The sequence below is a fragment of the Phaeovibrio sulfidiphilus genome (assembly GCF_014861485.1).
GTDB classification, from domain to species: domain Bacteria; phylum Pseudomonadota; class Alphaproteobacteria; order Rhodospirillales; family Rhodospirillaceae; genus Phaeovibrio; species Phaeovibrio sulfidiphilus.
Genome location: NZ_JACZHT010000007.1, coordinates 60,195 through 73,157, shown reverse-complemented (window position 1 = coordinate 73,157; position 12,963 = coordinate 60,195). Strand labels below are relative to the sequence as shown.

Sequence of the window (12,963 nt, the reverse complement as noted above, 5' to 3'; positions counted from 1 at the left end):
AGCGCCCACAATCCCCGGCCTTCCTCAGACTCTTCAGGGCGCCCGGACGCCGGGGCGCGGGGTACAGCGCCCCAGGAAAAGCCCCTTTCAAGGCGAAAATGTGGACTCTTTGGCTCGATTCGCATCTGGGGACACCCCCGGACGGCCGACTCCAGGACATCCCGGAGAGGCCCTCGCCCACAGTACGGAATGACACAGGACGGAAGCACCGCCACCGCGAAAGGCAGCGCCCGGCCCGGTCCTCCCGAGGGTCGGCTTGAGAATCGGGGCCTGGAACAGGAAACAGCCTGGGGCCTGAATCCCCTGTCGTGCGGTCTCCGGGAGACGGACCGCCTGGGGGCCCCATCCGGGCCCGCCTGTCGGGTATTCCGTGGAGCCGCACCCGCCCCCCTTATGGGGCCGGGTCCGTGCCCCCGTCGGAAGCGGCTTCCCGAGCCCCATCAGGAGACTCCGCCGGCCCACCGCCTGCCGTCCCGTCCGCCCCACCGACAGTATCAGCCTGCGGGTCCGGCCCGGCGCCGCACTCGCCGTCACACCAGGCCCTCGCCAGGGGATGGCCGAGCTCGGCCGCCTGCCCGATCAGCTCCCGCGCCCGGCTGGGGTCGGTCTCCACCCAGCGCCCCTTCGCGTACAGGAGACCAAGCGCGTACAGGGCTCCCGGATCGGAGGCCCCGGCCGCCAGTTCGTACCAGGGCAGCGGGCTGAAAATGCCCATGAACGGGCAGCGCCCGGGCAGCCCGCCGTTTTCCAGAATGGTGCCCACCCGGGTCTGGGCCGCCGCAACGCCCGCGTGGGCCGCCTTGAGATACCACTCGAAGGCGCTTACGGGATCGTCGGGGGTGCCGTCGCCGCTGGCGTGGCGCTCCGCCAGGGCGTGGAGGGATGGCGCATACCCCTGCTGCGCCGCCTCGTAAAACAGCTCCAGGGCCTTGTGCGGATCCTCCGCCACACCGTGGCCGAAGAGGTGCAGATAGGCCAGATGGTGCTGGGCCTCGGGGATGCCCTTGCGGGCGATCTCCATCCAGGTTCCGGCCTCCGGATCCTTTGTGCCGTGAGGATCGAGGGCGGCGCCAAAGATGTGCTCCAGGTAGAAGGTCGCGGACTGGCACCCTGCCGCCGCCAGCCCGGCAAGCCCCTGCCGGGCCGCCTCAGGGTCGGCCGCCACACCCTCGCCCCGCTCCAGAAGAATGCAGGCCCGCACGCCCCAGGTGGCCTCCGGCTCCCGGGTCCGGGCCTCCCGGTAGAGGGCGAAGGCCCGGGCCGGATCCGGGCGCGCCCCCCCAGCGCCCGCCAGAGCCAGATCCCCGAGGCGCCTCAGGGCGGGGACGTGATTGTTCCGGGCGCGCTCGTAGCAGGCCACGGCCTCAAGGGGATCCGGAGGCACGCCGCGCCCGGCCTCGTACAGAAGCCCGAGACGGTACCAGGCCTCGGGATCGTCATGACGCGCGGCCTTGGAGTACCAGTAGAAGGCGGCCTCGGGGTCGGGGGTGCCGAAGGACATGGTGGCGGAACCGGAACCGGTATCAGAAACGGTATCGGAACCGGTACGGGCATCGGAAACCGGCCCCTCGCCCCTCTCGAACGCCCGCCCCACCCGCAGCGAGGCCACCGGGCCATAGGGAGGCTCGGCCTCCGAGGCCTTCATGTACCACAGCAGGGCCTCGTGCGGGTCGCGCTCCCCCACCAGGCCGAAGTCCAGATGTTCGGCCACCGTGTAGTGGGCCAGGTGATCGTGCGGGTTGAGGGCGGCCTGTTTCCAGTACGCGAAGGCCTTCTGCCCGTCGCGTGCGACGCCCCAGTTGCCGCTGCCGAACGCCGCGGCCAGGGTGGCGCAGGCCTCCGCATGCCCCAGACGGGCGGCCTCCTCCAGAAGCTGGCGCCCCTGCGCGGGATCGCGGGTCTGCGGCGGATCCCCGGGAAAGCCGACCAGCAGGCGCGCGCCCAGAGCCGCCATGGCCACCGGATCTCGGGCCCGGGCGGCGCGCCGAAGGCTCTCGATGTCTGCGGACGTTGGGTGCTTCCCCCCGGTTGCGTGGGTCATGCGAACGGCTCCCCTGTGACCGGAACCGGCTCCGGTCACACAAAAAGGTGTAGTAGATTTTTAAGCATTCCGTGCCTAAACTTGTATCACACAGGTTGTGTATAGTTTCTTTTGCAAAGAGTGCCCTGTTTATGCCGGCTCCCGAAGTTTGTCCGGACACTGTTGGCGAGGATCCCTCCGGGGATCGGGGGGACGGGGCCGCATCGAAGGCCCCTCCGATCCTGCCGTTTGCCCTTGCGGGCGTCCTTCTGTGGACGCTGGCCATGGGGACATCAGGCGCCTACAACTTCATCACCGCCGAACGCCAGGCCCTCAACGCCGCCGCCTTGCAGGCGCGCACGACGGCCCAGACCGAATTCCTGTACCTCAGCTGGATCCACTCCCAGAACGGGGTCTTCACCTATGAGGGGCGCCAGATCGGCCCCAACCCCTATCTGCGCGAGGATCTGCGCACCCTGGAGCTTCCGGGGGGCGAGCGGCTCATCCGGGTCAATGCGGACCACCTTTCGCGCATGGTGCACGAAAGCTCGGGCTGGAACACGGGGATTGTCTCGCGCCTGACGTCCTCCAACCCGATTCGCCTCGCCAACGCGCCCGATTCGTGGGAGACCGAGAGCCTTCGCACCATCGAGAAGCACAGGGCGGCCGAGGTGCTGGAGGTCGCCCCGATCCAGGGGAAGCGCTTCTTGCGCCTGATGGTGGGGCTCGGAGCCCAGCGCCCCTGCCTTGAATGCCACAAGCCGCTCTCCGGCGGCGAGCCCTCGGTCGTCGGGGCCCTGAGCGTGTCGGTCCCCATGGACCTCTACGAGCCCGAGACCCGGATGACCCAGAACATGGTGCTGGCGACCCACGGCGGCATCTGGCTGCTGGGGCTCTTCGGAATTGCCGCCGGAAGCCGCGCGAGCCGCGCCTTCGTGGACGACCGGGACACGGCCGTGCGGGAACTGAGGGCCACCACCCGGGAACTGGCCCTGCGCAACGAGGAGATCGAGCGCCACCGCAGGGAACTGGCGGCCTTCGTCTCGAACGTGGACGCGGGCGTGTTCCTGAAGGACCGCAAGGACACCTATTTTGTCGCCAACCGGCGCATGTGCGAGATCCTCAACCAGCCGATGGATACGGTGATCGGCAGCACCAACGCCGGAATCCTGCCTCCGGCCATTGCGAAACGCCTCTCGCGCCACGAGAACACAGTCCGCACAACCGGCAAGGCGGCGGAACTCGAGATCGCCCTGGAGTTCCAGGGCACCCGGTCCATCTACAATTTTGTCGTCTTCCCCATCCAGGAGGGGGACGAGGCCATGGGCCTGGGCGGCCTTGTGGTGGACGTGACCCACCGGGAACAGGCCGCGCGGGCCATGCGCGACGCCAAGAACGCCGCCGAGCAGGCCAACGCGGCCAAGACCAACTTCCTTGCGAACATGAGCCACGAGATCCGCACGCCCCTGAACGGCCTGATCGGGATGTCGGACCTGCTGCTCAGAACCCGCCTGACGCCCGACCAGGCCTCCATGACCGACGCGATCAAAAGCTGCGGCATGTCCCTTCTGGGCATCATCAACGACATTCTCGACATCTCCAAGATCGTCTCCGGGAAGCTGACCCTGGAGACCATCCCCTTCGCGCCCCGCGAGGTTCTGTACGAGGCCATCCGCGGCATCGCCCCGGTGGCCTACAAGAAAAAGCTCGAGCTGGTGCTGCACATCTCCCGGAGCGTCCCGGAGCGGATTGTGGGCGACCCGACCCGCCTTCGGCAGCTTGTCCTGAACCTGACCTCCAATGCCCTGAAATTCACGGACGAGGGAGAAATCTTCGTCAGCGTGACCACCATCGAGGGCGTGAAGACCAAATTCGGCCAGGTCGCCCTGCGTTTCAGCGTCACGGACACGGGAATCGGCATCCCCGAGGACAAGCAGGACAAGATCTTCCGCGCCTTCGAGCAGGTGGACAACTCGACCACCCGCAAGTACGGCGGAACCGGTCTGGGGCTAGCGATCTGTGCCCAGCTTCTCGATTCCATGAACTCGAAACTGGAGCTGAAAAGCCAACTGGGATCCGGCTCCCGCTTCTGGTTCGACCTTGTGGTGGATCTCCCCTACGGCGACAGCGGCGAGGCAGTCGACCTGTCCTCCGGCCAGTTGAGAGACGCCCGGGTTCTGCTGGTCGAGAGCAACGCAACCTGCCTCGGCGTTCTGCGGGAACTGCTGGTGGACTGGGGCATGAGCGTCCTGTCCGCCTCCACAGTCCGGGAGGCCCTGGACCAGGCCAGAGCCCACGCCGACCGATTCGGCGCCGGAAGCCTGGATGTGATCGTGTGCGACCAGCTTCTGGACGATGGCACGGCCTTCGACGTTCTCGAGGGTTTCCGGGACGATCCGCGCCTGAGAGACGTTCCGGCCATCAAGCTGGCCGCGGGCAGCATTCTGGACTGCCAGGATCCGCCGGAGGCCGGGCTCAGCGACATTCTGGAAAAACCCGTATCCCCCCGCAGACTGGTGGACGCCCTGCTCTTCACCCTGGGGCGCACGCCCCTGCGCACAACGCCCCCTCCGGCGCCCCCGAGCGGGACAAACGCCGAGGCGGCAGCCCTGGAGGCGGCGGAGACCGCCCTCTACTCGGCGGCCAGCGCCCCCGGAAAGCCGGTGCACGGCGCCGGAGGCACCCTGAGTTTCGGCACCGGCGATGGGGTGGGAACGCCGGAGAGCGGCTCGGGGCCGGACCGGCCGCTGCGGGTTCTCCTGGTGGAGGACGTCCCCATGAACCAGGTCGTGGCCGGGCGCATGCTGGGAACCCTGGGCTGCGAGACCGTCGTTGCGGACCACGGGGAACAGGCCATCGCCCTGCTGCGCTCAAGGGGTCCGTTCGACCTGATCTTGATGGACATCCAGATGCCCGTTCTGGACGGAATCAGCGCGACGCGGCAGATTCGCGATCTCGAGAAGGCAGGCGAGCTCCCCCGCAGCGTGATCGTTGCCGTGACCGCAAACGCCTTCGAGGAGGACCAGACCCTCTACCTGGATGCCGGAATGGACGGCTGGCTGACCAAGCCGGTTCTTTTCGACAACCTGAAGTCTCTCCTGGACACCCTTGTGCGGCAAAGGGATGCCGGCGCCCCGCCCGAACCCCTGGTTCCCGGCGCCCCGCCCCCGCCCCCGATCCCGGCTGCCGCCCGGGCCGAACCTGAGGTCTCACCGGAGGCGCCCCGGGACGACGCCCCTCTGATCGAGCCCGGTGTCATGGAGAGGAACTTTGAGGGGAACACCTCCTTCATCGAGAAGGCGGTCGAGCTGTACCTGCGCGACGGCCCCGCCCTGATGAAGGACATCGGGGACGCCATCGCCGAATCCGACAACGAGAAGCTTCGCATCAGCGCCCACGCCCTGAAGGGGATCAGCGGGTTCTTCAACCGAGGCGAGCTTATTGCCGCCTGCCTCGCCCTTGAGGACGCCGGCCGCAAGGGCCTCCTTCCGGACCGGAGACCGGATGTGGAGCCGATGCGGGCCCGCCTCGGGGATCTTTTTGCCCGCATGCTGGGGGAGATGGGGACACTTCTGGAGCGGATCCGGAAAACCGGGACACACGGCATGGGAGAGACATGAAGTCCTTGCCATTATTGAAACAAATCGTTCGCGTGTTCCCGGTTTTTTGTTTAGAGTCGACATTCGTGATCGGAACAGCCTCCGGCCCCCGGACCCGCAGCCCGGGCGTGCGGGCATGAGACAGGCGCCTTCGGTCCTCCATCCGGTACCGCGGCCCCCATCCGGGTTGGCCACAGGGATACGGGAGATGGCCTTCCACATCTCCCGGCGCCCCTGGACAGTCGTTGTGTTTTTTCCCGCAAGGGGAGCGTGATGCATATTCTCTTTGCCGAAGACCAGGAAATTGGACGCTTCTTCCTCGCGTCCCACCTTCGCCAGATGGGGCACACCGTGTCCGAAGCCGTGGACGGCCTCCAGGCCCTGGAGATCCTGCGCCGGAACCTCGCCAGCCCCGACGAGGAGCGGATCGGGATGCTGATCACCGACTGGGACATGCCGAACATGAACGGGCTCGACCTGGCCCGCTCGGTCCGGGTTCTGCAAAAAGAGCACTATATCTACACGATCCTGCTGACCGGCAAGGGCGATGCCTACGACCGGGTCAAGGGCTTTGCCGAGGGCGGTGTGGACGACTATGTGGTCAAGCCGTTCGAGATCAACGAGGTCAAGCTCCGGGTCCAGGTCGGCACCCGCCTGATGGAGGCGGAATATGCCCTCAAGGACTACACGGCAAACCTGGAAAGCATCGTGGCCCGCCAGACCCAGGCCATCCGGGACGCACAAAACGAGATCATCTCGCGGCTTTTCAACGCCCTCCAGTCCCGCCACGCGGAGACCGGTGCCCACGTGCGGCGCATCGGGGCCCTGAGCGCCTTCATGGGCGAGCGCCTGAGCTGGCCCCGGGACCGGATCAACCATATTGGCGCCGCCGCGCCGCTTCACGATATCGGCAAGATCGGCATCTCGGACACCATCCTTCTCAAGCCCGGCCCTCTGACGGCGGACGAGCGCATCGTCATGGAAACCCACGCCAGCATCGGGGGACAGATCCTCTCCAACTCGGGGAGCCCCATGATCCGCATGGCCGAGCTGATCGCCCGCTGCCACCACGAGAACTGGGACGGCACCGGCTACCCGGACCGCCTGGTGGGGGAGGAAATACCCGTCGAGGCGCGAATCGTCTCCATCGTGGACGTCTACGACGCCCTTCGCTCCAACCGGGTCTACCGCGCCGGAATGTCCGAGGACAGCGTCCTCGAGATCATGAGACGGGACCGCAGCCGGAAGTTCGACCCGAACCTCTTCGACCTGTTCATGGACAGCCTCCCCGACGTCCGCGTCCTGCTGGATGACCCGGAGTTCCGCGACACCCCGCACGACGAGAGCTGCCACCTGTGCTGACGCCCCCCTCCCCCGGCGGATCACCGCAAACGGGTGACGGGACGACCGACACCGGCACAAGGGACGGGGCCGATACGGCCACCGGGGCGGAGAACGTGGCCGATACGGCCACGGCGACGGCCCGAACACTGGACGTGTCGGGACTGCTGTGTCCCCTGCCGGTCCTTCGGGCGGCAAAAGTCCTGCGCAGCCTGGCCCCCTCCGACACTCTCGAGATCCTGGCCTCGGACCCGCGCACATGGGAGGACATCCCCGCCCTGTGCGCCCGCGCGGGTCACACGCTGCATGACCGGGTGCGTGAGGGGGAGCGGCGCTTCCGCTACAGGGTCCGGGCGGGCACCCGGCCCGATCCCTCTTAGGCACCCGGCCCGATCCCTCTCAGGCGCCGGATCAGCCCACCCCGCCCCCACCCGGGCGCCGGAGACCGCCTCCGGGCCTGGGGCCCAAACGCCGGACCAGACCCCAGCCACCGCGAGGCCCCCCCACGCGTGAAACGATGGCACCCGGCCCCGGGGTCGGACAGAGCCGTTTGGGGCCCGCCCTGGAAACCGGCGTTGCCGCAGGACGACCGCTCTGCTAAAGTCTGGCACCCTCGACTTTTGTTTCCGCTCCCGTCTGCCCGTGGGCTCTCCACCGGCATTTGCGGTTCCCGACCTTTCTTCTCTTCCGGCACACCGCCTGCGGTCCGGAAGTGCTCTGTTCAAGGACGGCCTCTGATTTGACCGACGACAGCACCACTCTTCCGGCTTCCGGGGAACCGTCCCGGGACATCGCAGTGATCCCCATCGACGAGGAAATGCGCAGGTCCTACCTGGACTATGCCATGAGCGTGATTGTCTCGCGCGCGCTTCCGGATGTCCGTGACGGGCTCAAGCCCGTTCACCGGCGCATCCTCTACGCCATGCGCGAGGGGGGCTACGACCACAACAAGCCGTTCCGCAAGTCGGCGCGCATCGTCGGTGAGGTGATGGGTAAGTATCACCCCCACGGCGACAGTGCGATTTACGACGCCATGGTGCGTATGGCGCAGCCGTTCTCCATGCGGCTCACCCTTGTGGACGGCCAGGGCAACTTCGGCTCCATGGACGCGGACAAGCCCGCGGCCATGCGTTACACCGAGGCCCGGCTGGCCCGGGTCTCCTCCTACCTTCTCGACGACATCGAGAAGGACACGGTCGATTTCCAGCCCAACTACGACGAATCCCTGGGCGAGCCCTCCGTGCTCCCCGCCCGCTACCCGAACCTGCTGGTCAACGGCGGCGGCGGCATCGCGGTCGGCATGGCCACCAACATCCCGCCCCACAACCTGGGCGAGGTGGTGGATGCGTGCTGTGCCCTGATCGACAACCCGGATCTTCCCGACGACGATCTGCTGTCCATCGTCCACGGCCCCGACTTCCCCACGGGGGGCGTCATCCTGGGCCGCTCGGGCATCCGGTCCGCGTTCCTGACGGGCCGGGGCTCCATCATCCTGCGGGGCCGGGTCGAGATCGAGGAGATGAAGGGCGACCGCCAGGCCATTGTGGTCACCGAGATTCCCTACCAGGTCAACAAGGCGGCCATGGTCGAGAAGATCGGCGCCCTGATGCACGAAAAGAAGATCGAGGGCATCTCGGCGCTGCGCGACGAGTCCGACCGCCGCGGTGTCCGGGTGGTGATCGAGGTCCGCCGGGACGCCCAGGCCGACGTGGTCCTGGCCCAGCTGTACCGCTTCACGCCGCTGCAGACCACGTTCTCGGTGAACATGCTGGCCCTCAACGGCGGCCGGCCCGAGCAGATGACACTGCGCGGCGTCCTGAAAGCCTTCCTGGCCTTCCGCGAGCAGGTCATCCGCCGCCGCACGATTTTCGAGCTGGGCAAGGCCCGCGAGCGCGCCCACATTTTGGTCGGCCTTGCCATCGCCGTGGAGAACCTGGACGAGGTCATCGACCTGATCCGCTCCGCCCCCGATCCCCAGACCGCCCGCGAGAGGCTTATGGCCCGCGACTGGCCGGCCAAGGCGGTGGAGCCCTTCATCCGCCTGCTGGACGAGCCGGGCGTCTCGATTGATGGCGGCATCTACCGCCTCTCGGAGGCCCAGACCAAGGCCATCCTGGACCTGCGCCTGCACCGGCTGACCGGGCTCGAGCGCTCCCGGATCCACGAGGAACTGGCCGAGCTGGGTGCGAAGATCGAGGAATATCTGGCCATTCTGGCCTCCCGCGAGCGCCTGCACGCTATCATGCGCGAGGAGCTGGTGGACATCCGCGGCGCCTACGCGGACGAACGCCGCACCACGCTCGAGGAAAACGAGTTCGAGGCGGATATCGAGGATCTGATCCAGCGCGAGGACATGGTCGTCACCGTCACCAACACGGGCTACATCAAGCGCGTCCCGCTGGCGACCTACCGCGCCCAGAGACGGGGCGGACGGGGCCGCACGGGCATGGCCACCCGCGAGGAGGATTTCGTCACCAATATCTTCGTGGCCAACACCCACACGCCGCTGATCTTCTTCTCGTCCGACGGCCTGTGCTACCGCATGAAGGTCTACCGCCTGCCTCTGGGCTCGCCCACGTCGCTGGGCAAGGCCATGGTCAACCTTCTGCCCCTGTCCCAGGGCGAGCGGATCACCACCGTCATGCCGCTCCCCGAGGATGAGACCACCTGGGGCGACCTGGACGTGATGTTCGCCACCGAAACCGGCAACGTCCGGCGCAACCGCCTGTCCGACTTCCAGGATATCCGCTCCAACGGCAAGATCGCCATGAAGCTGGACGAGGGCGACCACCTGGTGGGCGTGCGGACCTGCACCGACGCGGACGATGTGCTTTTGACCACCAACCAGGGCAAGGCCATCCGCTTCCCGGTCTCGGACGTGCGCGTGTTCGCCGGACGGACCTCCACCGGCGTGCGGGGCATCCGCCTTGCCGAGGGCGACCAGGTCAACTGCCTGTCCATCCTGCGCCGGATCGAGGCCACCGCCGACGAGCGGGCCGCCTACCTGAAGCAGGCCAACGCCCTGCGCCGCACCGGCGCCGAGGGGGCCGAGGACGCGGCCGCCACCGAGGCCCAGGAGCTGACCGGCCTTCTCCCGGCGGAGCGGTTCGCCGAGCTCCAGCCCCAGGAGGAGTTCATCCTCACGGTGACGGCCCACGGCTTTGGAAAGCGGACGTCCTCCATGGAGTACCGCTCCACCAGCCGCGGCGGACAGGGCATTGCCAACATCGAGATGAGCGAGCGCAACGGTCCCGTGGTCTCGGCCTTCCCGGTCGCCCATTGCGACCAGGTGATGCTGATCACCGACGGCGGCCAGGTCATCCGCATGCCGGTCAACGACGTGCGCATTGCCGGACGCAAGACCCAGGGCGTGACCCTGTTCCGCCTCTCCGAGGGCGAGAATGTCATGTCGGTCGCCCATCTGGGGAACGACGGCGTGGACGAGGACGGCCAGGACGGCGAGTGCCCGCCCCTTGCGGACGGAAACGAACCCGCCGCCGGACCCGACGCGCCCGAGGCCCCCTCCGCAGGAGACGGGGAATGAGGCGCAGCGCCGTCACCGGCATCTATCCGGGCACCTTTGACCCGATCACCAACGGCCACATCGACATCATCACCCGCGCGACACGGTTTGTGGACCGGCTGGTGATCGGCGTGGCCGACAACCGGGGCAAGGGCCCCCTGTTCACCCTGGAGGAACGGGTTGCCATGATCGGCAAGGCGCTCCAGGAGGTGGACACGGGCAAGGCGGAAATCGAGGTCATCCCGTTCTCGAACCTCCTTGTGGACTTCGCGGTGCAGAACAACGCGTCCATCGTCGTGCGGGGCCTGAGGGCCGTGTCCGACTACGAGTATGAAATCCAGATGGTCCACATGAACGCCCGTCTCAACCCGACCATCGAAAGCATCTTCCTTATGGCCTCGGAAGGCGTACAGGCCATTTCCTCGAGTTTCGTCAAGGAGATCTGCCGTCTCGGGGGAGACGTCTCCGAATTTGTGCCCGTTGCGGTGCTGTCCCACCTTCAGGACCGCATCGCGCAACAAAGAGGCTGATCCGGCTGCGGCCGCGCACCCGCCGGGCTCCCGGCTCCCGGGTGCTGCCGGTCCGGCCCGGACCCGGCTTCGTGTCCGCTGTCCGTTTATCCTCAACCGGAGACCGTCATCATGTTTCGCCGTTTGCGTTCACTGGCGCTTGCAGCAGGTGCCATTCTTCTTCTGTCAGGAGTGTTCATGTCCGAAGCTCAGTCCGCCGATCTGGAAAACACGCTCTACCTGGATCTGCCCACCGGTCGCGTTGTCATTGAACTTCGCCCCGACCTTGCCCCGAAGCACGTCGAGCGCATCAAGACGCTGGCGCGCGAGGGGTTCTACGACAATGTGCCCTTCCACCGGGTGATCGACGGCTTCATGGTGCAGGGCGGCGACCCCACCGGAACCGGAACCGGCGGCTCCAAGTACGCCGACCTGCCGGCCGAGTTCAGCCCCCCCGCGAAGGCCAAACACCTGCGCGGCGTCTGCTCCATGGCCCGCACCAGCGATCCGAACAGCGCCAACAGCCAGTTCTTCATCATGCTGGCCCCCACCCCCTCCCTTGACGGCCAGTACACCATCTGGGGCCAGGTGGTCTCGGGAATGGACCACGTGGACGCCATCAAGAAGGGCAGCGCCGCCATGAACGGCCAGGTCAAGGATCCCACCCGGATCGTCCACATGCGGGTTGCCGCCGACGAGAACAAGTAAGGTCCGGTCGATCTGAACCGCGGGCTCCGGCCCGGATGGCCCCACCACGAGGCAACATCCGGGCCGGGAGACCGCGGCGGATCCAGGCAGTGCCCCGGTGCACGCACGGACCCGCGAGGCCGGGAAACATCCGGTCGAGTGTGAAGACGCCCACAGCCGGGCCCTGGTGATCCCACCGGGGCCCGGTTTTCTTTTGGGGGGCGCGTCCCTTGCCCGGGACAGGTCGCAGCCCTCCCCCGGACGCGCCATGCGAGGGCGACCGGAACAGAGCGGAGCGGAGCGGACCGCAACGCGTCAGACGCAGCGTGCTGTTCCCCCAGGCGCCCGGCCGGGCGACGGCCACGGGCACGCTTACGGGCACGCTTGCGGGCGCGGGCTGGCACCCGGGAAGGCGTGCCCTGCGTCTCACGTTGCGTCTTACGGGACGGGGAGGACCGCAAACGGAGCGGGGCCCCGCGTGGGGGCCCCGGAATTGGTCAGAACGGGAAGAGAATGTCGTAGACCTGCTGCCCGTACTTGGGCTCGACCATGTCGGACAGGGTTCCACGGCCACCGTAGCGCACCCGGGCCTCGGCAATCTGGTTCCAGGTGATGGTGTTGTCCGCGCGGATGTCCACGGGGCGGATGATGCCGGTCACCCCCAGCTCGCGGATCTCGCCGTTCACCCGGACCTCCTGCTTGGCGGCCAGAACCAGGTTGCCGTTGGGCAGAACCTGAATGATCACCGCCGCCACCCGAAGGTTCAGGCGCTCATTGCGGTTGATCATGCCGTTGTTGCCGGTGGTGCCCTCGGCGCCGAACTTGAACAGGCTGGTCTTGTCCACGCCCTCGGGCAGGAAGTCGTCCAGGTACTTCTCGAAGCCCAGAAGGTTGGTGGCATTCGCCGAGTTCTTGCCGGCCTTGGCCCGCTTCAGCGAGTTGCTGAACATCGCCGTATCCGAGAAGTTCACGATCACGGTCACGATGTCGCCCACGTCGTTGGCCCGCTGGTCCTTGAAGAACGCGCGCGCACCCGGGCGCCAGAGGCTGTTGGGGTTGGGCTGGGCGATCTCCGGGGCGGGCATGGGCATGCTGACGGGGCGGTAGTCCCGGGCCAGCGTGGGGTTGTCGATGGCACTGACCTGGGGCCCGTTGCCAACCTCGGACATGCGCTTCATCACGCCGCAGGCGCCCAGAACGGACACCCCTGCCAGAACGAGGGCCAGCCGGGCAACGGACAGGAACGGTGAACGCTGGGGCATGGAGGCGTCTCCTTCTGCAAAC

8 protein-coding genes are annotated in these 12,963 nt (G+C 67.4%); 6 read left to right on the top strand and 2 right to left on the bottom strand.

Annotated elements, in window-relative coordinates:
• Positions 1-391: 391 nt before the first annotated feature.
• Positions 392-2,041: a tetratricopeptide repeat protein gene (locus tag IHV25_RS09035; RefSeq protein WP_192534801.1), complete on the bottom strand. Its 1,650-nt coding sequence runs from the start codon at positions 2,039-2,041 to the stop codon at positions 392-394.
• A 131-nt stretch (positions 2,042-2,172) separates the two neighbouring features.
• On the opposite strand from IHV25_RS09035, the gene IHV25_RS09030 reads away from it, so the two are divergent.
• From IHV25_RS09030 to IHV25_RS09005, 6 genes are all read left to right on the top strand, one after another.
• Complete coding sequence (locus tag IHV25_RS09030; RefSeq protein ID WP_192534800.1) at positions 2,173-5,640, top strand: response regulator; 3,468 nt, start codon at positions 2,173-2,175, stop codon at positions 5,638-5,640.
• A gap of 252 nt (positions 5,641-5,892) precedes the next feature.
• Positions 5,893-6,981, top strand: a complete 1,089-nt coding sequence (locus IHV25_RS09025) for an HD-GYP domain-containing protein (RefSeq protein ID WP_192534799.1) — start codon at positions 5,893-5,895, stop codon at positions 6,979-6,981.
• 95 nt (positions 6,982-7,076) lie between these two features.
• Complete coding sequence (locus tag IHV25_RS09020; protein ID WP_192534798.1) at positions 7,077-7,340, top strand: sulfurtransferase TusA family protein; 264 nt, start codon at positions 7,077-7,079, stop codon at positions 7,338-7,340.
• 437 nt (positions 7,341-7,777) lie between these two features.
• Positions 7,778-10,504 carry a DNA gyrase subunit A gene (gene gyrA, locus IHV25_RS09015; RefSeq protein ID WP_192534867.1) on the top strand — a complete coding sequence of 909 codons (2,727 nt, stop codon included), beginning with the start codon at positions 7,778-7,780 and terminating at the stop codon, positions 10,502-10,504.
• Positions 10,501-11,013, top strand: coding sequence for a pantetheine-phosphate adenylyltransferase (gene coaD / locus IHV25_RS09010; protein WP_192534797.1), 513 nt, complete (start codon positions 10,501-10,503; stop codon positions 11,011-11,013). Before gyrA ends, coaD begins: the two co-directional genes overlap by 4 nt.
• Before the next feature lie 177 nt (positions 11,014-11,190).
• Positions 11,191-11,700, top strand: coding sequence for a peptidylprolyl isomerase (locus IHV25_RS09005; RefSeq protein ID WP_192534796.1), 510 nt, complete (start codon positions 11,191-11,193; stop codon positions 11,698-11,700).
• A 476-nt stretch (positions 11,701-12,176) separates the two neighbouring features.
• Here the strand turns inward: IHV25_RS09005 and flgH are convergent, their stop codons facing one another.
• Entirely contained in the window at positions 12,177-12,941 is a 765-nt protein-coding gene (flgH, locus tag IHV25_RS09000; RefSeq protein WP_192534795.1) for a flagellar basal body L-ring protein FlgH, read from the bottom strand.
• Positions 12,942-12,963: the final 22 nt, after the last annotated feature.

Excerpts from the sequence above, each read along its gene's own strand:
- IHV25_RS09035 (WP_192534801.1), bottom strand. The coding sequence starts at position 2,041 with ATGACCCACGCAACCGGGGGGAAGCACCCAACGTCCGCAGACATCGAG.
- IHV25_RS09030 (WP_192534800.1), top strand. The coding sequence starts at position 2,173 with ATGCCGGCTCCCGAAGTTTGTCCGGACACTGTTGGCGAGGATCCCTCC.
- IHV25_RS09025 (WP_192534799.1), top strand. The coding sequence starts at position 5,893 with ATGCATATTCTCTTTGCCGAAGACCAGGAAATTGGACGCTTCTTCCTC.
- gyrA (WP_192534867.1), top strand. The coding sequence starts at position 7,778 with ATGCGCAGGTCCTACCTGGACTATGCCATGAGCGTGATTGTCTCGCGC.
- coaD (WP_192534797.1), top strand. The coding sequence starts at position 10,501 with ATGAGGCGCAGCGCCGTCACCGGCATCTATCCGGGCACCTTTGACCCG.
- IHV25_RS09005 (WP_192534796.1), top strand. The coding sequence starts at position 11,191 with ATGTCCGAAGCTCAGTCCGCCGATCTGGAAAACACGCTCTACCTGGAT.
- flgH (WP_192534795.1), bottom strand. The coding sequence starts at position 12,941 with ATGCCCCAGCGTTCACCGTTCCTGTCCGTTGCCCGGCTGGCCCTCGTT.